The sequence below is a fragment of the Pseudomonas sp. BNK-15 genome, from assembly GCF_047456105.1.
In the GTDB taxonomy this organism is placed as follows: Bacteria; Pseudomonadota; Gammaproteobacteria; order Pseudomonadales; family Pseudomonadaceae; genus Aquipseudomonas; species Aquipseudomonas putida_E.
The window spans coordinates 802,330-827,427 of sequence record NZ_CP179898.1 but is presented as its reverse complement, the minus strand read 5'-3'; the positions used below and the strand labels follow the sequence as shown (position 1 = coordinate 827,427).

Here is a 25,098-nt window from a genome sequence, read left to right as displayed (position 1 = left end):
GATGGGGGGGAGCGCCTCGTTTCTGTGTGGGAGCCGGCTTGCCGGCGATCACCGGCGAAGCCGGTGCCATGCACCGTGTTGCCTGCATCGCCGGCAAGCCGGCTCCCACACTACCGAGGTGCTTATCAGAGATCAGCCAGGGTCGACACCAGGATCGCCTTGATCGTGTGCATGCGGTTTTCCGCCTGTTCGAAGGCGATGCAGGCGGGCGACTCGAACACGTCGTCGGTCACTTCGATGCCATTGGCCAGGTCCGGATACTGTTCGGCGATCTGCTTGCCGACCTTGGTCTCGGAGTTGTGGAACGCCGGCAGGCAGTGCATGAATTTGGTCCGCGGATTGCCGGTGGACTTCATCAGTTCCGTGTTCACCTGATAGGGTTTGAGCTGCTTGATGCGCTCGCCCCAGGCTTCGATCGGCTCACCCATCGACACCCAGACGTCGGTGTGCACGAAGTCCACGCCTTTGACTGCGGCTTTCGGGTCCTCGGTAAGGGTGATGCGTGCACCGCTTTCCTCAGCGTACTGCTTGCAGCGCTCGACCAGGTCGTCATGCGGCCACAGCGCCTTGGGCGCAGCGATCCGCACGTCCATACCGAGCTTGGCGCCAATCAGCAGCAGCGAGTTGCCCATGTTGTTGCGGGCGTCGCCCAGGTAGGCATAGCTGATGTCGTGCAGCGGCTTGTCGCTGTGCTCACGCATGGTCAGCACGTCGGCGATCATCTGGGTCGGGTGGTACTCGTCGGTCAGGCCGTTGAACACCGGTACCCCGGCGAACTTGGCCAGCTCTTCGACGATTTCCTGCTTGAAGCCGCGATACTCGATGGCATCGTACATGCGCCCGAGTACGCGGGCGGTGTCTTTCATGCTTTCTTTGTGGCCGATCTGCGAAGAGTTGGGGTCGATGTAGGTGACATTGGCGCCTTGGTCATAGGCGGCCACTTCGAAGGCGCAGCGGGTGCGGGTCGAGGTTTTCTCGAAGATCAGGGCGATATTGTTGCCCTTCAGGTGCTGCTGTTCGGTACCGGTGTATTTGGCACGCTTGAGGTCGCGGGACAGGTCCAGCAGGTACTTCAGCTCGCGGGTGCTGTGGTGTTCGAGGCTGAGCAGGTTGCGGTTATGGATGTTGAACGCCATGGTGATTCTCCTTGAGTTCGGTAATCGGCCCGGCCACCGCCTTGTGGGGGTAGCCGGGGAAATGGTCGTTAGTAATCGATGGGGTCGCGCACGATCGGGCAGGTCATGCAGTGGCCGCCGCCCCGGCCCCGGCCCAGCTCGCCGGCGCTGATGGTGATGACCTCGATGCCGGCCTTGCGCAGCAGGGTGTTGGTGTAGGTGTTGCGGTCGTAGCCGATGACCACGCCAGGCTCCACCGCCACCACGTTGTTGCCGTCATCCCACTGTTCGCGCTCGGCGGCGAAGCTGTTGCCGCCGGTCTCGACCACGCGCAGCTTGACGCCCAGTTGCTCGCCCACCACTTCGATGAACGACTTGTTCTCGCGGCGCACGTCCATGCCGTAGGGCTTGCTTTCGTCCGGGCGGATGATGAACGGCACGATTTCTTTCACCACTTCGGGGAAGATCGTGACCAGGTCGCGGTCGCAGAAGCTGAACACGGTATCCAGGTGCATGGCAGCGCGGGACTTCGGCAGGCCGGCGACGATGACCTTTTCCACTGCGCCCTTGGCGAACAGGTTTTGCGCCAGCTGCCCGATGGCCTGGCGTGAAGTGCGCTCGCCCATGCCGATGAGCACGATGCCTTTGCCGATCGGCATCACGTCACCGCCTTCAAGGGTGGCGTTGCCGTGGTCTTTGTCCGGGTCGCCGTACCAGACCTGGAAGTCGGCACCGGTGAATTGCGGGTGGAATTTGTAGATGGCAGTGGTCAGCAGCGTTTCCTGACGTCGCGCCGGCCAGTACATCGGGTTCAGCGTGACGCCGCCATAGATCCAGCAGGTGGTGTCGCGGGTGAACTGGGTGTTCGGCAGCGGTGGCAGAATGAAACTGGAGTGGCCCAGGTAATCGTTGTACATCTTGACCACGTCGGCGCCTTCGCTCTGCGGCAGGTCCTGGCCGGCCACACCGCCGATCAGGAACTCGGCCAGGTGGCGCGGCTCGAGGCCTTCGAGCCAGCTGCGCACTTCGTTGGTCAGGCCCACACCTACGGTGTCAGGGGTGATCTTGCGGTCAAGGATCCACTTCAGCGCGTCTTTGTTCTGCACGATGTCGGTCAGCAGGTTGTGCATCTCAAGCACATCCACGCCGCGCTCGCGCATCTTGGTGACGAAGTCGAAATGGTCGCGTTTGGCCTGGTCGACCCAGATCACATCATCGAACAGCAGTTCGTCGCAGTTGCTCGGGGTCAGGCGCTTGTGCGCAAGCCCTGGGGCGCAAACCATTACCTTGCGCAGCTTGCCGGCTTCGGAGTGCACACCGTACTTCTGTTTTTCAGCGGACATGGTTCTTTCCTCCAATTGAGCGAAGACGTGGGTCACAGGGTCAGGAAGCCGTCATACAGGCCATAGGCCGCCACCAGGGCGCCGATGACCACAGCTGCGAAGATCAGTTTTTCCACGTTGGTGAAGATCGGTTGGCCAATTTCACGCTTGGCCTTGGCAAACAGGATGACGCCAGGGGCATACAGCAGGGCGGAGAGCAGCAGGTACTTCATGCCGCCTGCATACAGCAGCCAGATGGCGTAGATCAGTGCGATGGCGCCGATGACCAGGTCTTTGCTGCGTTCGCTGGCAGCCTGCTCGTAGGTTTCACCGCGCATGGCCAGCAGGAAGCCATAGGCTGCCGACCACAGGTAGGGCACCAGGATCATCGAGGTGGCGAGGTAGATCAGTGACAGGTAGGTGCTCGCGGAGAACAGCGTGATCACCAGGAAGATCTGCACCATGGCGTTGGTAAGCCACAGGGCGTTGGCCGGCACCTGGTTGGCATTCTCGCGGCGCAGGAACTCCGGCATGGTGTGATCCTTCGCAGCGGCGAACATGATCTCGGCGCACAGCAGCACCCACGACAGCAATGCGCCGAGCAGCGAGATGATCAGGCCGACGCTGATCAGTACAGCGCCCCAGTGGCCGACCACATGTTCCAGCACGGCAGCCATCGACGGGTTCTGCAGTTTGGCCAGCTCCGGTTGCGTCATCACGCCCAGCGAGAGCACGTTGACCAGCACCAGGAACAGCAACACGGTGATGAAGCCGATGACCGTGGCCTTGCCCACATCGGCGCGTTTTTCCGCCCGCGAAGAAAAGATGCTCGCACCCTCGATGCCGATGAACACCCAGACGGTGACCAGCATCATGTTGCGCACCTGGTTCATCACGCTGCCCAGCTCCGGCGTGCCGGTGGCCCAGATGTCGGCGGTGAAGATGTCGAGGCGGAAGGCGAACACGCAGATCAGCGCGAACAGCACCAGCGGTACCACCTTGGCAACGGTGGTGACCAGGTTGATGAACGCCGCTTCCTTGATGCCGCGCAGTACCAGGAAGTGCACCGCCCACAGCAACACCGAGGCGCCGATGACGGCAGCGGGGGTGTTGCCTTCACCGAAGATGGGGAAGAAGTAGCCCAGGGTACTGAACAGCAGCACGAAGTAACCGACGTTGCCCAGCCAGGCGCTGATCCAGTAGCCCCACGCCGAGGAGAAGCCCATGTAGTCGCCGAAGCCGGCCTTGGCGTAGGCGTATACCCCGCCGTCCAGATCAGGTTTGCGGTTGGCCAGGGTCTGGAACACGAAAGCCAGGGTCAGCATGCCGACTGCGGTGATCGCCCAGCCGATCAGTACGGCGCCAACCCCTGCGCTGGCGGCCATGTTTTGCGGCAGCGAGAAAATACCGCCGCCAATCATCGAACCGACGACGAGTGCAACGAGTGCGCCGAGTTTTAGTTTTCCGGAAGAATCAGACATTTAACAACTCCGTACCAGGAGAAAGTTGACCACAGAATAAATCCGTCGCCTGGGCCATGATCTGACTTGGATCAGTTCATGGCGTTGTGAAGTAGGAAATTTCCTTCACTTGACTCCTGGAGAGTGCCGACAGCCCTGTTGCAGGCCCCGTGCGCTGGCACCTCCATGTACAACCAGAGCAAACGCTCTGTTCAGCCTGCGAACTCTGAAGCTAGCCGCTTTTGCCGTTTTCGCAAACTTTTCTCAATAAATTCCATGGGTAATCGAGGTTGATAAAGTTGCACGTCGGACAAGCGTTTATCTGGGGCGACCGGTATAGACAAAAGAGTTATTAGTGCTATAGCTTTAATGGCTTTGTCTATTATAAGTAGCCGTATCTATATGCAGATAAAGCTGTTTCAGCGATGTGACAGCACGCACAAAAGACGAGGAATCGCATGAGCGAACCAGGACAGAAACTGCGCCTCGGCGCGTTGATCGCACTGGTGGTCGGTTCGATGATTGGTGGCGGCATCTTCTCGTTGCCGCAGAACATGGCGGCGCGCGCGGATGTTGGTGCTGTGCTGATTGGCTGGGGTATCACCGCAGTGGGCATGCTGGCGCTGGCCTTCGTGTTCCAGACTTTGGCCAACCGCAAGCCTGAGCTGGATTCAGGGGTGTATGCCTATGCCAAGGCAGGTTTTGGCGATTACATGGGCTTTTCCTCGGCCTGGGGCTACTGGATCAGCGCCTGGCTGGGCAACGTCGGCTACTTCGTGCTGCTGTTCAGTACACTGGGCTTTTATTTCCCGGTGTTCGGTGAGGGCAATACGCCCATTGCCATCGGCTGTGCCTCATTGCTGTTGTGGTCGGTGCACTTTCTGGTGCTGCGTGGCATCAAGGAAGCGGCGTTCATCAACCAGGTAACCACGGTGGCCAAGGTGGTGCCGCTGCTGATCTTCATCGTCATCGCCGCCTTCGCCTTCCGCGCCGACATCTTTACCCGGGATATCTGGGGCGTTAGCAACCCGCAGTTCGGTAATGTGCTGGACCAGGTGCGCAACATGATGCTGGTCACCGTATTCGTGTTCATCGGCATCGAAGGCGCCAGTGTCTATTCGGGGCGGGCGCTGCGCCGCACGGATGTGGGCAAGGCCACGGTGATCGGTTTTCTCGGCGTACTGGCGCTGCTGGTGCTGGTCAACGTGCTGTCGCTGGGGGTGATGACCCAGCCGGAACTGGCCGGGCTGCAGAACCCCTCACTGGCATCGGTGCTTGAGCACATCGTCGGGCCCTGGGGCGCGTTGCTGATCAGCATCGGCCTGGCAGTTTCGCTGCTCGGCGCCTTGCTCTCGTGGGCACTGCTGTGCGCCGAAATCCTCTTCGCCACGGCACGGGACAAGACCATGCCGCGCTTTTTGGCCAAGGAAAATGCCAACCATGTGCCGGCCAATGCCCTGTGGCTGACCAACTGCATGATCCAGGGGTTCTTGCTGATCACCTTGGTTTCGGCGGGTACCTACACCAGCCTGATCTACCTGGCGTCGTCGATGATCCTGGTGCCGTACCTGTGGTCGGCCGCCTACGCGGTGCTCTTGGCGCTGCGCGGGGAGAGTTATGCCGGGCAAGAGGGGCTGCGCCGCAAGGACCTGTTGGTGGCGTTGGTGGCGCTGGTGTATGCGCTTTGGCTGCTGTATGCCGGTGGGCTCAAGTACCTGCTGCTGTCGGCATTGCTGTATGCGCCTGGGGTAATCCTGTTCGCTCGGGCCAAGCGTGAACAAGGCCAGGTGCTGTTCACCACGTGGGAGAAGTTGATCTTCGCGGCGGTGCTGATTGGCGCTGCCCTGGCAGCGTATGCGCTGTATTCAGGGCTACTGAGCCTGTGACGCAGGCGGGCATGCCTGCTCTGGCCGTGACCAGATCCACAGGTTGCCCAGGGCCATGCCGGTGATGGCCAGAAATACCGGCCAGCGATGGTCAAGGAAGGCCAGCATCAGGCCTGCGCACACCAGCATGCTGAGGGTTGCGCTGACCTTTGCCCGGCGCTGGATCACCTTGCCATTGCGCCAGTTGAACAGGATAGGCCCGAACAGCCGGTGGTTCTCCAGCCATGCCGACAGGCGCGGCGAGCTGCGTGTCGCTGCCCAGGCAGCCAGGAGGATGAACTCGGTGGTCGGCAGGCCAGGAATGACGATGGCGACCAGGCCGATACCCAAGCTTACGTAAGCCAGGATGCCATACAGCAGGCGCGACAGTTTCGAGCGGGCAGGTCGGGTCATGGTCTCACTGCACAAAACGGTCCGGCCACCGGAAGGGTGGCCGGGTTAAGCGTATCAGGCCAGCGCGCTGTCGGCGGCGTAGGCATGCTTGAGCAGTTCGGTGAAGCGCTCGAAGGCGGCCACTGCGCCGCGCTCGGCAGCAGCGTCTTCTTCGGCAGACAGCGCCAGGCCATCGAGGGTTCGGGTGAACTGCTTCCAGCCCTCGGCGCGGCCACCGGCCGGTTCGCCCAGGTGGCGGGCGCCAAAGCTGTCGGACAGCTCCAGGGCCACTGCCCGCTTGATCAGAAACGCGGCGCCCAGTTTGGAGCCTTCGGAGACGAAGATCCAGCCCAACGCTTCTGCCAGGCTTGGGTCGTGCAAGGCGCCGGGTACTGCAGCCGGTACTTCGGTATCGAGGTCGGCGAGGTCCAGGCGGGCTTGATCGGCGCGGCAGCGCTGGGCCAGGTCAGGCACGATGGCGATCAGTTTCGGGTCGTTGTACAGGGCCTGCAGTTCGGACTGGAACAGGTACTGGGCGACGACGAAACGGGCGAAACTCTCGCGGCTGTCGAACGGTGCGTGGGATTTGACCAGGGCGTCGAGCTCGGTGTGCGGGGCGTGGGTGACCTGGTTGAGGCGTTGCGAGCGCAGGGCTGGGCGGTCGGTCATGGGGTGTCCTTGGGAATTTGGGGCGTCTAGTGACAAGACGAAACAGAGGGGTGGGGAGAGTAAAAAAACCAGTTTTTTGTGTTGTCGGTTCCGGCCCTGTCGCCAGCAAGGTGGCCCCCACAGGGTACCCACTGCCCTCAGGTTCAGTGGCGTAGCCGTGGGGGCTTGCCGGCGATAGGGCCAGTACCGATCAGCTCAGTCAGATATCCCACACCACATTGATGGCGAAGTTGCGCCCTGGCATGGTCAGGCGGTCAAGGTTGGCCGGCTGGGTCACGCCCGCCTCACCCTGGCCGTCGTAGCCGCGCACCGAATCCCACTGCCAGTATTTCTTGTCGGTCAGGTTGTACAGCCCAGCGTTGACCGTTACGTCGTCGGTCACCTTGTAGAAACCGCTCAGGTCCAGCACGCCGTAGCCAGGGGTACGGAACTGCGAGCTCTGGCCGTCCGGGGCGAAGAACGTGGTGTCGTCGACGCGGGTCTTGCGCTTGACAACGGTCCAGCTCAGCAGGCCGCCGTAGTTCGGTTGCTCGTAACCCAGGCCGAACACGCCGGTCAGTGGGTTGACGCTGTTCAGCGGCTGGCCGTTGTCATCGTTGCGGCCGTTGGCGTATGCGATCGAGCCTTGGGTGTAGAGGCCCTCTGGCGCACCGAAGTGGTCGAGGTTGAGGCGGCCCTTGACCTCGGCACCCTTGATGGTGGCGTGCTTGATGTTGTTGGCCTGGAAGGTGGTTTCCAGGTTGGCCGACTGCACGGCGTCTTCGTCGATGAAGTCGCGGTACTTGTTGTAGAAGACCGCAGCGCTGAAGTTACCGGCATCGAAGTTGCCGCGCAGGCCGGTCTCGTAGCTCTTGCTCTTCTCCGGCTCAAGCCCGGGGTTGCCCTGCACGCTGTAGCCCAGTGTCGGGTTCTCGAAGCGGCCGTACATCGACTTGGCTGTCGGCGTGCGGAAGCCTTCGGCGTACTGGCCGTACCAGGTGTAGTTGTCGTTGAAAGCGTAGGTCAGGCCGAACTTGGGCGACACGCGGTGCCACTTCTTGTCCGAGTCGTCGAGGGCGCCTGGCGCAGCGCCCGAGCCCTGAATGCCACGCAGGAACGCGTCGGTGAACTTGGGCTCCATGCGCGTGTAGTCGTAGCGGGCACCGGGCATGAAGGTCCAGTTGTTCCAGCGGATCTCATCCTGCACGAACAGGCTGTAGGTGTTGATGGTCGGGTCCGGGAAATCGCTGACCAGGGCCTGGCCGTCGCGCGAGCTGTCCTGGCCGATGGCGGTGCAGCTACCGCCAATGGCCACACAGGTGCCGGAGCCGCTGCGTGAGCCGGTCACTTCTTCATGCTTTATGGTGGTGCCGTAGGTCAGCAGGTGATCGGTCTGGCCGATGCTGAAGGCTTTGTCCAGCTGGGCATCGAACACCCATTGGCGGTCCTTGTAGGTGGTCTGGCGGTCGCGCAGCACCTGCCGCCCCGACGCGACATACAGCTCATCGGTGCGCTGGTCGGTCTTGGCGATCTGGTAGTTCAGGCTCCATTTCACATGGTCGGCGACCAGGCTGTCGAGGCCGAACTCGTGGTTGATGCCGAAGCGCTCGCGGGTGACGGTGTCGTTGCCCTGGCGCATGCGGTAGGAGTTCATGGCACCTAAGCCTGGAATGAACGGGCCGCCCACGGCACTGAGGATGTTCTGGTCACGGTCATCCTTGTAGCGTTCATAGGTGAAGCCCAGGCGCGCGTCGTCGGCGTAGTTCCAGCCAAGCTTGGCCAGCACGTTGGTGGTGCGCACGTCTTCCGGGTTGGCTTCGGTGCGCGACAGGCCGCTGCCGCCATGCTCGCCGTAGGATTCGGTTTCGTGGCCGTTGCGCTGGCTGACGTGCAAAAGGCCGTCGAAGTCGCCCTGGCGGCCGGCCACGGTGGCGGAGGTCAGCCAGCTGTCGTCGGCCGAGCTGTAGCCGGTCTTCAGGCGCGCGCCGACATCCTTGCCGGGCTTGATGATGTCGTCCGGGTCCAGGGTGAAGTAGCTCACCGCACCGCCGATGGCATTGCTGCCGTACAGCACCGAGGCCGGGCCGCGGAGGATTTCCACGCGCTTGACGATCTCGGGGTCGACGTAGTTGCGCTGGGTCTGGGCGTAGGGGCCGTAGAAGAAGCTGTCAGGGATCGACACACCGTCGATCTGGGTCAGCACGCGCTCACCGTCGATGCCACGGATGTTGTAACCGTTCAGGCCGCTGCGCTGGCCGGTGCCACCGACCGACACGCCTGGCTCATAGCGCACCAGTTCCTGGATGTTATTGACGTTCTGCCGGTCCAGTTGCTCGCGTGTCTGCACACTCACGGTGCTCGGCACCTGGCTGACGTCCTGGGCGCTGCGCGTGGCGCTGACGGTCATCTGCTGCAGGGCGATGGCATTGCCCGCCGATTGGCGTTCGAGCACCACATTGCCGTTGCCGATCTTGCGATAGCCCAGGCCGGTACCTTGCAGCAGTTGTTTCAGTGCCGCTTCCGGAGGCAGCGAGCCGCGTACACCTGGCGAAGCCACACCGTCGGCCAGTTCGGCGCTGAAGCCCACCTGCCAGCCGGTCACCTGGCTGAAGGCGTTGATGGCCTCGACCAAGGGCTGCTGGGCGATGCTGAAGCGGTAGTCGCCCATGCGTGGGCTTGTCGCGTGCGCAGGTTCTGCTGCCAGCGCTGGCAGGCCGCAGGCGCCACTGGCGAGCAAGGCCAGGGTCAGCAGGGACAATTGGCCGGTACGGCGGGGAAGGGGGGACGGGCGAGTTGGACCTGTGGACATCGAAAGCGCTCCCTGACGCGCGAACTGTTATAGGTGATTACCGTTCCTGTTTTCAAACAAGAATCAGTTGCATTGGCTATAACGAGACGGGCGGGGCAGCGCGATCGCGTAAAAATAATTTTCAGGTCAGTTGAGAATGACCAGCGCGGGATACTCGTGCAGCCGCGTTGACGTGATGTGCGCCAGGGCGCGCAAGGTCTCCAGCGGCTGGTCGAGGCGGTAGTTGCCGGTCACCGCCATGTCGTCCAGGTGGGCGTTGCGGTTGATGATCCAGCCTGGGTAATAGCGCCGCACTTCGGCCAGCACCTGGCTAAGCGGGCAGTTCTCGAACACCAGGCGCCCATCGACCCAGGCCAGGTCCTTGTGCATGTCCGGGCGCTGGCGCTGGCCGAAGCCTTGCGGGCCGACGCTGATGCTGTCGCCGGCGCTCAGGCGGATACGCTGGTCGCTGGCGGCCTGCAGGTCGACGTCGCCGCGCTGCACCCGGACCTGTGCCTCACCATCGAGGTAGCGCACGGCAAAATCGGTGTCGCGCACCTGTGCCCGCAGCGGGCCGGCCTGAACTTCCAGTGGTGGTTGGGTGCCACCGGGTACCTGGAAATACGCCTCGCCTTGTAGCAACCGCGCCACCTGACGGCCTTCGCGCACGTCGCTGGCGAAAGCCGAGTTGGTGTTGAGCAGCACCTTGGCCCCGTCATCGAGCTGCAGGCGCTGGCGTTCGCCCACCACGGTCAGGTGGTCGGCCTGCAGGCGCATCGGCAAGTTGCCCACGGTGAACAGCCCGACCAGCAGTACTGCGGCGGTCGCCAGGGGTTTCCAGTGAGCCCGCAGACGCCCGCGTACAGAGCGGCGCCGCACCTGATGCATTTGTGTGGCGGCCTGGCGCACCGGCGTGCCGTTCCACAGGGCTTCGGCTTCGACGTAGGCCACGGCGTTTTCCGGCGCGGCGCTGAGCCACTGCTCGAAGGCCAGCGTGTCCGCTTCGGTGGCGCATTGCAGGCGGACCAGCCAGTCCAGCGCCTCGTCCATCGCACGGGCGCGGGCGTCGGGCCCTGCGGTCGGCGGGCGAGGGGCGGGGCTGTCGGTCACGGTGAATCCTTGAAATGATTTTCCCGAATGATCAAGGCTAAGGCGGGGCGTGGCAAGCGCTTCGCCGCGCTCGGGTGGCCAGCGGTCGTCTTACTTCAGGCGTTCGGCCACACCCATGCAGATTGCCATGATCAGTTTCAGCTCCTTCTGGACCGTGCTGGCCGAGACATTGAGTTGCCCGGCAATTTCCACGTAGCTGGCACCGTGCAGGCGGCTGAGGATGAAAATGCGCTGCTGACGCTCACTCAACTGGTTGAGGCTGACGCTCAGGTGCTTGAGCAGTTGCTCGGCGTGTGCGGCATCCTCGCTGCTGCTCAGCGGCGCGGCGACGTTGTGCAGGATTTCTTCGGGCACATCGTCGACCAGCATGCGCGCTTGCACCCGGCGCGTGCGCAGATGGTCCAGGGCCAGGTTTCGCGCGGTCTGGAAGACGAAGGGCTCGAGGTGTTCGATGGGCCGCTCCCCCAGAGCGCGGGACACCCGCAGGTAGGTTTCCTGAAGCAGGTCCTCGGCGGTGCTGGGGTTGCCGACCATGCGCTGCAAGGTTCGCAATAGGGGGAGGCGCTGAACGAGGAAGACAGAGTTGAACCGGGACTGACTCACAGGGGGACCTGGCCGACGAAAGGTGAATGATAATGCTTATCATCTTGCCTGAAGGTCAAGCCTGAAAGTGTTAGGAAAAGGTAAAGATTGTCGGTAGGAGCGGCCTTGCGTCGCGAAAGGGCTGCAGAGCAGCCCCAAGGTTTTCTGAGCGCCAGAGATATAGTTGGGGCCGCTGCGCGGCCCTTTCGCGACGCAAGGCCGCTCCTACCGCAGCAAGTGCCTGCGCTCAGCGGGCGCTGCACAACGCCAGGCAGTTATCCAGCATGCGGTTGGAGAACCCCCACTCATTGTCATACCAGGCCAGCACCTTGAGCATCCTGCCGTTGGCGCGGGTGTGGTTGGCATCGAATATCGACGACAACGGGTTGTGGTTGAAGTCGCACGAGACCAGCGGCAGGGCGTTGTAGCCGAGTACCTTGGAATGCCGGCTGGCTTCGAGGAACAACTGGTTCACCTGCTCGGCCGTGGCCTCGCGCTTGAGGTTGACGGTGAGGTCGACCAGCGACACGTTGATCACCGGTACCCGTACCGCCATGCCGGTCAGCTTGCCGGCCAGTTCCGGCAACACCAGGCCCACGGCTTCGGCGGCGCCGGTCTTGCTCGGGATCATCGACTGGGTGGCCGAGCGCGCCCGGTACGGGTCGCTGTGGTAGACGTCGGTCAGCACCTGGTCGTTGGTGTAGGCATGGATGGTGGTCATCAGCCCCTGCTCGATGCCGAACTCGCGGTGCAGTATCTGGGCGATCGGCGCCAGGCAGTTGGTGGTGCAGGAGGCGTTGGAAATGACCTGGTGCGACGCGCGCAGAATGTCATGGTTGACGCCGTATACCACGGTGGCGTCGGCGCCCTTGGCCGGTGCCGAGACGATCACCTTGCCAGCCCCGGCCGCCAGGTGCGCCGCGGCCTTGGCGCGGTCGGTGAACAGCCCGGTGCACTCGAACACCACGTCGATCGCTTCAGCCTTCCAGGGCAGCTCGGCCGGATTGCGGATGGCGCTCACCGCGATACGGTCACCGTTGACCGTCAGGCTCTCGTGATCAGCTTCCACCGACGCATCGAAAGCACCGTGTACGCTGTCGTATTTGAGCAGGTGGGCGTTCATGGCACTGTCGCCCAGGTCGTTGATGGCGACGACCTGCAGGTCGTGGCGGTAGCCTTGGGTATACAGTGCGCGCAGGACATTGCGACCAATGCGGCCGAATCCGTTGATGGCGATACGTAGTGTCATGGCAGTACCTCTGGCAGTTCGAGTGAAACCTGTGGCACAAATGAAGCTTCACTGAAACGGTTTTGTTGTTGGAATTACAAGATTATTCACTCAGCGATAGAAAACAAGCCTTTTTACTGGCAGTATTTTGTTTAAATATACAACGAGTGGTCGGGCAAGCCGCCGCCTCGATGCGCAGGGTCTCTTACACAGGAGCCTAGGCCGCAATCGTTTGGAGGGGAAATGCCCGGTAAACCGCCCTTACCGCTAGCCTGGAGTCCAGTACATGCACCCGCGCATCCTTGAGGTCACCCAACGGCTGACCGAACGCAGCCGTGCCACCCGTGAACGCTACCTGCAGCTGATTCGCGGCGCGGCCAGCGACGGACCCATGCGGGCCAGCCTGCAGTGCGCCAACTTCGCCCATGGCGTGGCCGGGTGTGGCGCTGACGACAAGCAGAGCCTGCGCCTGATGAATGCCGCCAACGTGGCCATCGTCTCGGCCTACAACGACATGCTCTCGGCGCACCAGCCGTATGTGCATTTCCCCGAACAGATCAAGAAGGCACTGCGCGAAGTTGGCTCCGTCGGCCAGTTCGCTGGCGGTGTGCCGGCCATGTGCGATGGCGTGACCCAGGGTGAGCCTGGCATGGAGCTGGCCATCGCCAGCCGTGAAGTGATCGCCATGTCTACTGCGGTGGCGCTGTCGCACAACATGTTCGACGCTGCGCTGATGCTGGGTATCTGCGACAAGATCGTCCCCGGCTTGATGATGGGCGCGCTGCGCTTCGGTCACCTGCCCACCATTTTCGTACCGGGCGGGCCAATGGTTTCCGGCATCTCCAACAAGCAGAAAGCCGATGTGCGCCAGCGCTATGCCGAGGGCAAGGCCAGCCGTGAGGAACTGCTGGAGTCGGAGATGAAGTCCTACCACAGCCCGGGCACCTGCACCTTCTACGGCACTGCCAACACCAACCAGCTGGTGATGGAAGTGATGGGCCTGCACCTGCCGGGGGCCTCGTTCGTCAACCCATACACCCCGCTTCGCGACGCGCTGACCGCCGAGGCCGCACAGCAAGTGACACGCATGACCAAGGCCAGTGGCAGCTTCATGCCGCTGGGCGAGATCGTCGACGAGAAATCGCTGGTCAACTCCATCGTCGCCCTGCATGCCACCGGGGGGTCGACCAACCACACCCTGCACATGCCGGCGATCGCCCAGGCGGCAGGCATCCAGCTCACCTGGCAGGACATGGCCGACCTGTCCGAGGTGGTGCCGACCCTGTCCCACGTTTACCCCAATGGCAAGGCCGACATCAATCACTTCCAGGCCGCCGGTGGCATGTCCTTCCTGATCCGTGAGCTGCTCGATGCCGGCTTGCTACACGAGGATGTCAACACTGTCGCCGGCCACGGGTTGCGCCGCTACACGCAGGAACCGTTCCTCGACAACGGCAAGCTGGTCTGGCGCGAAGGCCCGCAGCAGAGCCTGGACGAGACCATCCTGCGCCCGGTGGCGCGGCCGTTCTCGGCCGAAGGCGGCTTGCGGGTGATGGCAGGCAACCTTGGGCGTGGCGTGATGAAAGTGTCCGCGGTGGCCCCTGAACAGCAGGTCGTCGAGGCCCCGGCACGGGTTTTCCAGGACCAGCAGTCGCTGGCCGATGCGTTCAAGGCCGGCGAACTGGAGCGCGACTTCGTGGCCGTGGTGCGTTTCCAGGGGCCACGTTGCAACGGCATGCCGGAGCTGCACAAGCTGACGCCGTTCCTCGGTGTGCTGCAGGACCGCGGCTATAAAGTGGCACTGGTCACCGATGGGCGCATGTCAGGTGCATCGGGCAAGATCCCGGCCGCAATCCATGTCTGCCCTGAAGCCTTTGATGGCGGACCGCTGGCGCGGGTGCGCGATGGTGATATCGTGCGGGTCGATGGTGTCGAAGGCACGCTGCAGCTCAAGGTGTCGGCCGAGGAACTGGCCCGCCGCGACCTGCCACCTGCGCCACAGGGCAACGACCTGGGCTGTGGGCGCGAGCTGTTCGGCTTCATGCGCATGGCGTTCAGCTCGGCCGAGCAGGGCGCCAGCGCCTTTACCTCGGCCCTGGAGAACCTCAAATGAAGGACCTGCTGGTTGGCGACATCGGTGGCACCAATGCCCGGTTTGCGTTGTGGCGTGACAACCAGCTGCATCAGGTGAAAGTTTTCGCCACCGCTGACTACACCAGCCCGGAGCAGGCCATCGAGGCCTACCTGCAGAGCCAGGGTATCGAGCGTGGCGGGCTGTCGGCAGTGTGCCTGGCGGTGGCCGGGCCGGTCGACGGTGATGAATTTCGCTTCACCAACAATCATTGGCGGCTGAGCCGCAGCGCATTCTGCAAGACGTTGCAGGTCGAACAGCTACTGCTGATCAACGACTTCACGGCGATGGCCTTGGGCATGACCCGCCTGCAAGAGGACGAGGTGCGCCAGGTCTGCCCCGGCCAGGCCGACCCGGCGCGACCTGCACTGGTGATCGGCCCGGGTACCGGCCTTGGCGTCGCTAGCCTGCTGTGCCTCGGTGAGCAGCATTGGCTGGCGCTGCCCGGTGAGGGAGGGCATGTCGACCTGCCGGTGGGCAATGCCCGCGAAGCGGCGATCCATCAGCAGATTCATGGGCAGATTGGCCATGTCAGCGCTGAAACCGTGCTCAGCGGTGGCGGCCTCGTGCGTTTGTACCAGGCCATCTGTGCGCTGGACGGTGATACGGTACGGCACAAGACACCCGCAGAAATTACCGATGCCGCCCTGAGTGGCGAGCCACGGGCATTGGCGGTGGTCGAACAGTTCTGCCGCTTCCTGGGGCGCGTGGCAGGCAACAATGTTCTGACCCTGGGTGCGCGCGGTGGTGTTTATATTGTTGGCGGCGTCATCCCGCGGTTTGCCGAACTGTTCATGCGCAGCGGGTTCGCTGCAAGTTTTGCCGACAAGGGCTGCATGAGCGGTTACTTCGCCGGTGTGCCGGTGTGGCTGGTGACAGCAGAGTTTTCTGGACTGCTGGGCGCCGGCGTGGCATTACAGCAGGCTCTGGATCATTGATAGGGGGCCGCTTTGCGGCCCTCACAGCAGGCAAAAGACCTGTGACAACAAGAGGGCGGGATACCTTGAGCACTGCCGGAAAATCGATCCTGATGGTCGACGACGATCAGGAAATCCGCGAGCTGTTGCAAACCTATCTGAGTCGCGCCGGTTTCCAGGTGCACGCCGAAGCCGATGGCCAGGGTTTTCGCCACGCGCTGGAAAACACTCACTGCGATCTGGTCATTCTCGATGTGATGCTGCCCGACGAGGACGGCTTCAGCCTGTGTCGCTGGGTGCGCCAGCACCCGCGTCAATCGCGGGTGCCGATCATCATGCTGACCGCCAGCTCCGACGAGGCCGACCGGGTCATCGGCCTTGAGCTTGGTGCGGACGATTATCTGGGCAAACCGTTCAGCCCGCGGGAACTGCAGGCGCGAATCAAGGCCCTGCTGCGTCGCGCGGAATTCGGCCAGGCCGCGCCAGCCACAGCGGTACTGGCCTTCGACGACTGGCGCCTGGACACGGTCAGCCACCGCCTGTTCCACCGCGATGGCGAAGAGGTGATCCTTTCCGGTGCCGATTTCGCCCTGCTCAAGCTGTTTCTCGATCACCCTCAGCAGATCCTCGACCGCGATACCATCGGCAATGCTACCCGTGGCCGCGAGCCGATGCCGCTGGACCGTATCGTCGACATGGCGGTCAGCCGCCTGCGCCAGCGTCTGCGCGACACCGACAAACCGCCACGGCTGATCCGCACTGTGCGCGGCAGTGGCTACCTGCTGGCTGCGCATGTCTGCTGTGCTTCCTGAGCGGCGCTGGCGCCTGGTGCCGCGCTCGCTGCTGGGGCGCATGCTGCTGTTGACCTTGCTGGTGGTGTTGTTGGCTCAAGGTTTGTCCAGCGTCATCTGGGTCGCGCAGTTACGTGCCAGCCAGCTTCAGGGCTTGCGCGCCAGTGCCGGCAGCCTGGCCCATTCGATGAGTGCCAGCGTCAGTTATTTCCGTTCCTTGCCGGTGGCTTATCGGCCGATGGTATTGGACCAGTTGCGCAGCATGGGTGGTACGCGTTTTTTCGTGTCGCTCAACGACAAGCCGCTGGACATGCCGGTATTGCCCATAACACCGCGCAAGCAGGCGGTGATCGATGTGTTCCAGCAGGTACTGCATGAGCGGCTGGGCGCGCAGATGGAAGTTTCCGTCGAGTTCGTCGCCCCCGATGACCTGCGCATCTTCAACAGCGGCCTGAAGCTCGATGAGCTGCCGCGTTCCTGGGCGCATTACTCGCTGACCCTGGAACCACTCAATCCGCCTGTACTGGTCACGCAGATTCGCCTGGGCCAAGACGAGTGGCTGTACATCGCCTCGTTGCTGCCTGAGCCCTACACCAGCCTTGAAGCCGAGCGCCTGCCACGCCAGCAGATCGGCTTCATCGTCCTGACCACCGCCTTGCTGCTGCTGTTCATCGGCCTGCTGGTGCACTGGCAGAGCTGGCCGCTCAAGCGCCTGGCGCGGGCCGCGCGGGACCTGTCGCTGGGCGCCGATGTGGCGCCAGTGCCCGAGGGCGGTGGCAGCGAGGTGGTCGAGGTGGGGCGTGCGTTCAATAGCATGCGTGAACGCATCAGCCGCTACCTCACCGAGCGCAGCCAGTTGTTCAGCGCCATTTCCCACGACCTGCGCACGCCCATCACCCGGCTGCGGCTGCGCGTCGAACTGCTGGAAGATGAGCGCCTGCAGGCCAAGTTCAGCCAGGATCTGGATGAGCTGGAGCTGTTGGTCAAAGGCGCCTTGCAATGCGTGAAAGACACTGACATCCACGAGAACATCGAGCCGGTCGACCTCAACCAGGTCCTGGAGATTCTCGCCGAGCCGTATCTGGGGGATGGCCGCATCACCGTCGAAGGCCAGGCCCTGGCGCCGTACCCCGGCAAGCCGCTGGCCTTGCGCCGCTGCATCGGCAACCTGATAGACAATGCCATCAAGTACGGCGAGCGGGCCCGCCTGCGCATCATCGACAGCGCACAGGGCTTTGTCCTGCAGGTGGATGACCACGGGCCGGGTGTGCCACAGCAGCAGCTTGAGCAGGTGTTCGAGCCGCACTTCAGGCTCGCCGGGCAGCAGCAAGGGTATGGCTTGGGGCTGGGGATCGCCCGCAACATTGCCCATAGCCATGGGGGTGAGGTGAGCTTGCTCAATTTGCGCGAGGGTGGGTTGCGCGTGACCCTTTATCTGCCGCGTGGCGTTGAGTGAAGGTATGTCACCGACCGGTGACATAACCGCAAGCCTTCGTGACATCCCAGCCAGGACGGCTGGCTAGAATCTGCAAACCTCATACAGGGAAGAAACGGGCGCATGGACTACATCGATTCCCCGGAACATACCGCCTGGCTCACAAGCGAGGGCCAGCGGCTGCTCTCTTTCGCCAAGGCCTCGCAAGCCGCCGAAGGTTTCGGCAATCTCGACGCCCGCGGCAAATTGCCCCCTACGGCTGTCGCCGAAACCATGAACACCGCACGCATGACCCACAGCTTCGCCCTGGCCCACCTTCAGGGTGCGCCAGGCTGCCTGGCATTGGTGCAGCACGGTGTGCAGGCCTTGTGCGGGCCTTTGCGCGACGCCGGGTACGGCGGTTGGTTCGCCCGCCCGTACGGCCAGGGCGACAACGGCAAGGCGGCTTACCTGCATGCCTTCGTCGCGCTTGCCGCCAGCTCTGCCGTCGTGGCGGGCGCTGCGGGAGCACAGGGGTTGCTGGCGCAGGCGATACGGGTCATCGAGGAGCGTTTCTGGAGTGAGCAAGAGGGTGCGATGCGCGAGTCCTTCTCCAGCGACTGGCAGCAGCCTGAAGCCTATCGTGGTGCCAACAGCAACATGCACGCCACTGAGGCCTTCCTCGCCCTGGCCGATGTGACGGGCGATGTACTTTGGCTGGAGCGCGCCCTGCGTATCGTCGAGCGCATCATTCACGGCCATGCTGGCGCCAGTGACTACCGAGTGATCGAACATTTCGATGTGCACTGGCAACCGCTGCCCGAATACAACCGGGACAATCCCGCAGATCACTTTCGCCCATACGGCACAACGCCTGGCCATGCGTTCGAGTGGTCCCGTCTGGTCCTGCACCTTGAGGCTGCGCGGCGTCAGGCCGGGCTTCCTGCCCCGGCATGGCTGCTGGCCTGCGCGCGGGGCCTGTTCGCCAATGCCTGCCAGCATGCCTGGAGCGTCGATGGTGCCGAGGGCATCGTCTACACCTTGGGCTGGGACAATCAGCCCAGGGTGCGCGAGCGCCTGCACTGGGTGCATGCCGAAGCGTGCGCCAGTGCCGCAGCGCTGCTGCGGCGAACCGGCGAGCAGCAGTACGAGCAATGGTACCGGCGCTTCTGGACGTTCATCGACACTCATTTCATCGACCGCGCAGCCGGAAGCTGGCACCACGAACTCGGCCCGGACAACCAGCCAGCGGCGACGATCTGGGCAGGCAAGCCAGACCTTTATCACGCCTACCAGGCTGTACTGCTGCCAACGCTGCCCCTGGCACCCAGCCTGGCGAGCGCACTGGCGCGCAATGTAACCAAACGATGACATTCACGCATCGCTTCGTTACCTGGCGCAGCGGGCACTCTGATTAGACTCCATGCAATGCAAGCGCTCGACTTGCCCGGCATAACAACAAGAAAGGTACTCCGATGAATTCGACTCTCCGCCTCGCTGCCGCGATTTCCTTCGCCTCCCTGTTCCCGCTCAGTGCTCTCGCCGCCGACACCAAAGGCAGTGTCGAAGTGGTTCACTGGTGGACATCCGGTGGTGAAAAAGCGGCAGTCGATGTGCTCAAGGCCCAGGTCGAGAAGGATGGCTTCACCTGGAAGGATGGTGCGGTTGCCGGCGGTGGTGGCGCCACGGCCATGACCGTGCTCAAGAGCCGCGCCGTGGCCGGTAACCCGCCCGGCGTTGCCCAGATCAAGGGGCCGGACATCCAGGACTGGGCTGCCACCGGCCTGCTGGACCCGGATGTGCTCAAGGATGTGGCCAAGCAAGAAAAGTGGGACTCGCTGCTCGACAAGAAGGTCGCCGACACCGTCAAGTACGAAGGTGACTACGTGGCCGTGCCGGTGAACATCCATCGCATCAACTGGCTGTGGATCAACCCCGAAGTGTTCAAGAAGGCCGGCATCGACAAGGCGCCGACCACCCTCGACGAATTCTACGCAGCCGCCGACAAGCTCAAGGCCGCCGGCTTCATCCCGCTCGCCCACGGCGGCCAGCCATGGCAGGACAGCACGGTGTTCGAGAGTGTGGTGCTGTCGGTGATGGGGGCGGACGGTTACAAGAAAGCGCTGGTCGACCTCGATGAAGCCACGCTGACCGGGCCGCAGATGGTCAAGTCGCTGACCGAGCTGAAAAAGGTCGCCACCTACATGGACCCCGACGGCAAAGGCCAGGACTGGAACCTGGAAGCAGCCAAAGTCATCAATGGCAAGGCCGGCATGCAGATCATGGGTGACTGGGCCAAGAGCGAGTGGACCCTGGCCAAGAAGACCGCCGGCAAGGACTATCAGTGCGTCGCGTTCCCTGGTACCGACAAGGCTTTCCTGTACAACATCGACTCACTGGTGGTGTTCAAGCAGAACGACGAGGGCACGGCCGCTGGCCAGCAGGACATCGCCAAGAAGGTGCTTGGCCAGGACTTCCAGAAGGTCTTCAGCATCAACAAAGGCTCCATTCCCGTGCGTAACGACATGCTCGCCGACATGGGCACCTACGGCTTCGACGCTTGCGCCCAGACTTCTGCCAAGGACTTCATGGCCGACGCCAAAACCGGCGGCCTGCAGCCGAGCATGGCGCACAACATGGCCACCACGTTGGCCGTGCAGGGCGCCTTCTTCGATGTGGTGACCAACTACATCAACGACCCCAAGGCCGACCCTGCCGATGCAGCGAAAAAGCTGGCGGCGGCGATCAGATCGGCCAAGTAACCAAGCTCAAGGCAGGCACGATCGCTCTTGTAGGAGCGGCCTTGTGTCGCGAAAGGACCGCGAAGCGGTCCCCAGGCCTGCAAGCCAGGTTCGACGGTCTGTCTTTGTTCTCGAGCCCCTGGGGCTGCTGCGCAGCCCTTTCGCGACGCAAGGCCGCTCCTACAGCAGATGGGCAGTGCCTTCAAGGTGAATCATGACTACAGCAACCGCCCGACTGCGGGCCTCTCCCCTGGACGCTCTGCAGCGCTGGCTACCCAAGCTGGTGCTGGCACCCAGCATGTTCATCGTCCTGGTGGGCTTTTACGGCTACATCCTGTGGACGTTCGTCCTGTCTTTCACCACCTCGACCTTCCTGCCGACTTACAAGTGGGCGGGCCTTGCGCAATACGCCAGGCTGTTCGACAACGATCGCTGGTGGGTGGCCAGCAAGAACCTGCTGGTGTTCGGCGGGCTGTTCATCGGTATCAGCCTGGCCATCGGCGTACTGCTGGCGGTGCTGCTCGACCAGCGCATCCGCCGCGAAGGTTTCATCCGCACGGTCTACCTGTACCCAATGGCCTTGTCGATGATCGTCACCGGTACCGCCTGGAAGTGGCTGCTCAACCCTGGCATGGGCCTGGACAAGCTGTTGCGTGACTGGGGCTGGGAAGGGTTTCGCCTGGACTGGCTGATCGACCCCGACCGGGTGGTGTACTGCCTGGTGATCGCTGCCGTGTGGCAAGCCTCGGGTTTCATCATGGCGATGTTCCTGGCCGGCCTGCGCGGGGTCGACCAGTCGATCATCCGTGCTGCGCAGATGGATGGCGCAAGCCTGCCACGCATCTACTGGACCGTCGTGCTGCCGAGCCTGCGCCCGGTGTTCTTCAGTTCGCTGATGATCCTCTCGCACATTGCGATCAAGAGCTTCGACCTGGTGGCCGCAATGACCGCCGGTGGCCCGGGCTACTCATCCGACCTGCCGGCGATGTTCATGTATTCGTTCACCTTCAGCCGCGGCCAGATGGGCATGGGCTCGGCCAGCGCCATCCTCATGCTCGGGGCGATCCTGGCGATCCTCGTGCCTTACCTGTACTCGGAGCTGCGGAGCAAACGCCATGCATAGCCCTGTCGACAAAGCGGTGCCGAGCATCAGCCGCATCGCGATTTACACTGTATTGCTGATGGCCGTGCTGCTTTACCTGGTGCCGTTGGTGGTGATGCTGCTGACCAGCTTCAAGACCCCGGAGGACATCAGTACCGGCAACCTGCTGAGCTGGCCGACCGTGGTCAGCGGCATCGGCTGGGTCAAGGCCTGGAGCACGGTCAGCGGGTACTTCTGGAACTCGATCATGATCACCGTACCGGCGGTGCTGATTTCGACCACCATCGGTGCGCTCAACGGTTATGTGCTGTCGATGTGGCGCTTCCGCGGGTCGCAGCTGTTTTTCGGCTTGCTGCTGTTCGGTTGCTTCCTGCCGTTCCAGACCGTGCTGCTGCCAGCCTCGTTCACCCTCGGCAAGTTGGGCCTGGCCAGCACCACCAGTGGCCTGGTGCTGGTGCATGTGGTCTATGGCCTGGCCTTCACCACGCTGTTCTTCCGCAACTTCTACGTGAGCATTCCCGATGCGCTGGTCAAGGCCGCACGCCTGGACGGTGCCGGGTTCTTCACCATTTTTCGCCGCATCATCCTGCCGATGTCGACACCGATCATCATGGTCTGCCTGATCTGGCAGTTCACCCAGATCTGGAACGACTTCCTGTTCGGCGTGGTGTTCTCCAGCGGCGACTCGCAACCGATCACCGTAGCCCTGAACAACCTGGTCAATACCAGTACCGGGGCCAAGGAATACAACGTCGACATGGCGGCGGCGATGATCGCCGGCCTGCCAACCCTGCTGGTCTATGTGGTGGCAGGCAAGTATTTCGTTCGCGGGCTCACAGCCGGCGCCGTCAAGGGGTAAGTCATGGCAACGCTTGAACTTCGCAATGTGAACAAGACCTACGGCAGCGGCCTGCCGGATACGCTCAAGGACATCCAGCTGTCGATCAAAGACGGCGAGTTCCTGATATTGGTCGGCCCTTCGGGGTGCGGTAAGTCGACCTTGATGAACTGCATCGCAGGCCTTGAGAACATCACCGGTGGCGCGATTCTCATCGATGACCAGGATGTCAGCGGCATGAGCCCCAAGGACCGTGATATCGCCATGGTGTTCCAGTCCTACGCGCTGTACCCGACCATGAGCGTGCGCGAGAACATCGAGTTCGGCCTGAAGATCCGCAAGATGCCGCAGGCTGCCATCGACGAGGAAGTGGCGCGTGTGGCCAAGCTGTTGCAGATCGAACACCTGCTTTCACGCAAGCCGGCGCAGTTGTCCGGTGGCCAGCAGCAGCGGGTGGCGATGGGCCGCGCCTTGGCGCGGCGGCCGAAGATCTACCTGTTCGACGAGCCGTTGTCCAACCTCGACGCCAAGCTGCGCGTCGAGATGCGCACGGAAATGAAACTGATGCACCAGCGGCTCAAGACCACCACGGTGTATGTCACCCACGACCAGATCGAGGCCATGACCCTGGGCGACAAGGTTGCGGTGATGAAGGACGGTATCATCCAGCAGTTCGGTACCCCGCAGCAGATCTACAACGACCCGGCCAATCAGTTCGTTGCCAGCTTCATCGGCTCGCCGCCGATGAACTTCATACCGGTACGCCTGACCAGGCAGGACGGGCGCCTGCTGGCCCTGCTCGACAGCGGCCAGGCACGTTGTGAGCTGCCGTTGGGCGTGGCCGGCGACGAGCTGGACGGGCGCGAGATCATCCTCGGCATCCGCCCGGAGCAAATCAGCCTGGGTACGGGGGAGGGCAACGGCCTGCCGGGCATTCGCGCCGAGGTGCAGGTAACCGAACCTACCGGCCCTGACCTGTTGGTCTTCGTTACCCTCAACCAGACCAAAGTGTGCTGCCGCCTGGCGCCGGATGTGGCGTGCCGGGTCGGTGACAGCCTGAACCTGCAGTTCGACCCGGCACGGGTGCTGCTGTTCGACGCCGCCAGCGGCGAACGCCTGGACTTGAATACTGCCAACGCTTCACTGAAGGGCAACGTGACTCACCTCAAGAGCCGTTGAATCGTCGATACCATCAATAAGAAAAAGAGGACGCAAAGGGATGGAACAGCGCAATCGCATAAGGACCTTGGGCTCGCTGGCCCTTCTGGCCATGGTTGGGAGTAGCGGGGTGCAGGCCGCCGAGGCCTTCTCCAGCGAATCGAAATGGATGACCGGCGACTGGGGCGGTACCCGCACCGAACTGCTGGAAAAAGGCTATGACTTCACCCTCGACTATGTGGGCGAGGTCGCCGGCAACCTCAATGGCGGCTACAACGACGACAAGACCGCACGCTACAGTGACCAGTTCGCCCTCGGCGCGCACCTGGACCTGCAGAAGATCCTTGGCTGGCACGATGCCGAGTTCAAGCTGGCGATCACCGAGCGCAGTGGCCGCAACCTCTCCAATGATCGCATCAGCGACCCGCGTGCTGGCCAGTTCAGTTCGGTGCAGGAGGTGTGGGGCCGCGGCCAGACCTGGCGCCTGACCCAGATGTGGATCAAGCAGAAGTACTTCGACGGTGCCCTGGATGTGAAATTCGGCCGTTTCGGCGAGGGCGAGGACTTCAACAGCTTCCCCTGCGACTTCCAGAACCTGGCCTTCTGTGGATCGCAGGTGGGCAACTGGGTCGGCGGCATCTGGTACAACTGGCCGGTCAGCCAGTGGGCGCTGCGGGTCAAGTACAACATCACGCCGGAGTTCTTCGTGCAGGTCGGCGCGTTCGAGCAGAACCCCTCCAACCTGGAAACCGGCAACGGCTTCAAGCTCAGCGGCAGCGGCACCAAGGGTGCGATCCTGCCGGTGGAGGCCGTCTGGTCGCCCAAGGTCAACGGCCTGCCGGGCGAGTACCGCCTGGGCTATTACTACAGCACGGCTGACGCCGAAGACGTCTACGAAGACGTCAATGGCAACCCGCAAGGGATCAGCGGCGCCGGCTTCAAATCACACTCCAGCAAGCACGGCTGGTGGGTGGTTGCGCAGCAGCAGGTCACCGCCCACGGCGGCGACGTCAGCCGCGGTCTCAGCCTGTTCGCCAACTTCACCGTGCACGACAAGGCCACCAACGTGGTCGACAACTACCAGCAGGTGGGGTTGGTGTACAAAGGTGCCTTCGATGCCCGGCCCAAGGATGATATCGGCTTTGGTGTCGCCCGCATCCACGTCAACGATGATGTGAAGAAGCGCGCCGAACAGCTTAACGCCCAGAGCGGCATCAATGACTACGACAACCCGGGCTTCGTGCCGCTGCAGCGTACCGAGTACAACGCCGAGCTCTATTACGGCTTCCATGTGACCAACTGGCTGACCGTGCGCCCGAACCTTCAGTACATCAAGAGCCCGGGTGGCGTGGATGAGGTGGACAACGCGCTGGTCGCAGGGTTGAAGATTCAGTCGTCATTCTGAGCACATTTGTTGTAAATTTACGCCAATCCAAAAACGGCTCCCGGCATCCACTGGCTTGCAGTGGTTGTCGGGGATAGGCCGAGACAGCGC

The 25,098-nt window shown here is 62.8% G+C and carries 20 protein-coding genes; 11 read left to right on the top strand and 9 right to left on the bottom strand.

The annotated features are described in order from the left end of the window. Positions 1 to 125: 125 nt before the first annotated feature. From ACMGF5_RS03725 to arcD (ACMGF5_RS03715), 3 genes are all read right to left on the bottom strand, one after another. Positions 126 to 1,136 carry an ornithine carbamoyltransferase gene (locus ACMGF5_RS03725; protein WP_012316037.1) on the bottom strand — a complete coding sequence of 337 codons (1,011 nt, stop codon included), beginning with the start codon at positions 1,134 to 1,136 and terminating at the stop codon, positions 126 to 128. A 68-nt stretch (positions 1,137 to 1,204) separates the two neighbouring features. After that, the gene (gene arcA / locus ACMGF5_RS03720) at positions 1,205 to 2,458 is read right to left on the bottom strand and encodes an arginine deiminase (protein WP_039604147.1); all 1,254 of its coding nucleotides are present in this window, start codon (positions 2,456 to 2,458) and stop codon (positions 1,205 to 1,207) included. Positions 2,459 to 2,490: 32 nt separating this feature from the next. Next, positions 2,491 to 3,918, bottom strand: coding sequence for an arginine-ornithine antiporter (arcD, locus tag ACMGF5_RS03715; RefSeq protein ID WP_115273962.1), 1,428 nt, complete (start codon positions 3,916 to 3,918; stop codon positions 2,491 to 2,493). A gap of 437 nt (positions 3,919 to 4,355) precedes the next feature. On the opposite strand from arcD (ACMGF5_RS03715), the gene arcD (ACMGF5_RS03710) reads away from it, so the two are divergent. Next, positions 4,356 to 5,783: an arginine-ornithine antiporter gene (arcD, locus tag ACMGF5_RS03710; protein WP_046784423.1), complete on the top strand. Its 1,428-nt coding sequence runs from the start codon at positions 4,356 to 4,358 to the stop codon at positions 5,781 to 5,783. Here arcD (ACMGF5_RS03710) and ACMGF5_RS03705 read toward each other — a convergent pair. The 6 genes from ACMGF5_RS03705 to gap all read right to left on the bottom strand — a co-directional run bounded on the left by ACMGF5_RS03705 (position 5,769) and on the right by gap (position 12,532). Then, positions 5,769 to 6,176 (bottom strand): YbaN family protein, encoded by a 408-nt coding sequence (locus tag ACMGF5_RS03705; RefSeq protein WP_115273963.1) that lies wholly within the window; start codon positions 6,174 to 6,176, stop codon positions 5,769 to 5,771. The genes arcD (ACMGF5_RS03710) and ACMGF5_RS03705 overlap by 15 nt on opposite strands. 54 nt (positions 6,177 to 6,230) lie before the next feature. Beyond that, positions 6,231 to 6,824: a biliverdin-producing heme oxygenase gene (locus tag ACMGF5_RS03700; protein ID WP_046784421.1), complete on the bottom strand. Its 594-nt coding sequence runs from the start codon at positions 6,822 to 6,824 to the stop codon at positions 6,231 to 6,233. 199 nt (positions 6,825 to 7,023) lie between these two features. Beyond that, positions 7,024 to 9,612: a TonB-dependent receptor gene (locus tag ACMGF5_RS03695; protein WP_174141547.1), complete on the bottom strand. Its 2,589-nt coding sequence runs from the start codon at positions 9,610 to 9,612 to the stop codon at positions 7,024 to 7,026. Between the two features lie 126 nt (positions 9,613 to 9,738). Beyond that, positions 9,739 to 10,701 carry a FecR domain-containing protein gene (locus ACMGF5_RS03690; protein WP_174141546.1) on the bottom strand — a complete coding sequence of 321 codons (963 nt, stop codon included), beginning with the start codon at positions 10,699 to 10,701 and terminating at the stop codon, positions 9,739 to 9,741. Positions 10,702 to 10,791: 90 nt separating this feature from the next. Next, entirely contained in the window at positions 10,792 to 11,304 is a 513-nt protein-coding gene (locus ACMGF5_RS03685; protein WP_046784418.1) for an RNA polymerase sigma factor, read from the bottom strand. Between the two features lie 226 nt (positions 11,305 to 11,530). Further along, a complete protein-coding gene (gene gap / locus ACMGF5_RS03680; RefSeq protein WP_414157574.1) occupies positions 11,531 to 12,532 on the bottom strand; it encodes a type I glyceraldehyde-3-phosphate dehydrogenase in 1,002 nt (333 codons plus the stop codon). 265 nt (positions 12,533 to 12,797) lie between these two features. Between gap and edd the strand changes: the two genes are divergently transcribed. The 10 genes from edd to ACMGF5_RS03630 all read left to right on the top strand — a co-directional run bounded on the left by edd (position 12,798) and on the right by ACMGF5_RS03630 (position 25,008). After that, positions 12,798 to 14,624 (top strand): phosphogluconate dehydratase, encoded by a 1,827-nt coding sequence (gene edd / locus ACMGF5_RS03675; RefSeq protein ID WP_414157573.1) that lies wholly within the window; start codon positions 12,798 to 12,800, stop codon positions 14,622 to 14,624. After that, positions 14,621 to 15,580, top strand: a complete 960-nt coding sequence (locus tag ACMGF5_RS03670; protein ID WP_346640726.1) for a glucokinase — start codon at positions 14,621 to 14,623, stop codon at positions 15,578 to 15,580. The genes edd and ACMGF5_RS03670 overlap by 4 nt, the downstream gene beginning before the upstream one ends. Before the next feature lie 65 nt (positions 15,581 to 15,645). Beyond that, complete coding sequence (gene gltR, locus ACMGF5_RS03665) at positions 15,646 to 16,371, top strand: two-component system response regulator GltR (RefSeq protein ID WP_046784414.1); 726 nt, start codon at positions 15,646 to 15,648, stop codon at positions 16,369 to 16,371. After that, positions 16,352 to 17,806: an ATP-binding protein gene (locus tag ACMGF5_RS03660; protein ID WP_046784413.1), complete on the top strand. Its 1,455-nt coding sequence runs from the start codon at positions 16,352 to 16,354 to the stop codon at positions 17,804 to 17,806. The genes gltR and ACMGF5_RS03660 overlap by 20 nt, the downstream gene beginning before the upstream one ends. A 102-nt stretch (positions 17,807 to 17,908) precedes the next feature. Next, the gene (locus tag ACMGF5_RS03655; protein ID WP_115273969.1) at positions 17,909 to 19,135 is read left to right on the top strand and encodes an AGE family epimerase/isomerase; all 1,227 of its coding nucleotides are present in this window, start codon (positions 17,909 to 17,911) and stop codon (positions 19,133 to 19,135) included. A gap of 104 nt (positions 19,136 to 19,239) precedes the next feature. Beyond that, entirely contained in the window at positions 19,240 to 20,526 is a 1,287-nt protein-coding gene (locus ACMGF5_RS03650) for an ABC transporter substrate-binding protein (RefSeq protein WP_046784411.1), read from the top strand. A gap of 193 nt (positions 20,527 to 20,719) precedes the next feature. Continuing rightward, positions 20,720 to 21,628, top strand: coding sequence for a carbohydrate ABC transporter permease (locus tag ACMGF5_RS03645; RefSeq protein ID WP_012316021.1), 909 nt, complete (start codon positions 20,720 to 20,722; stop codon positions 21,626 to 21,628). A gap of 58 nt (positions 21,629 to 21,686) precedes the next feature. After that, a complete protein-coding gene (locus tag ACMGF5_RS03640; protein ID WP_371316861.1) occupies positions 21,687 to 22,466 on the top strand; it encodes a carbohydrate ABC transporter permease in 780 nt (259 codons plus the stop codon). Between the two features lie 3 nt (positions 22,467 to 22,469). After that, entirely contained in the window at positions 22,470 to 23,624 is a 1,155-nt protein-coding gene (locus ACMGF5_RS03635) for an ABC transporter ATP-binding protein (protein WP_251962499.1), read from the top strand. 91 nt (positions 23,625 to 23,715) lie between these two features. Further along, positions 23,716 to 25,008 carry a carbohydrate porin gene (locus ACMGF5_RS03630; protein WP_223255080.1) on the top strand — a complete coding sequence of 431 codons (1,293 nt, stop codon included), beginning with the start codon at positions 23,716 to 23,718 and terminating at the stop codon, positions 25,006 to 25,008. Positions 25,009 to 25,098: the final 90 nt, after the last annotated feature.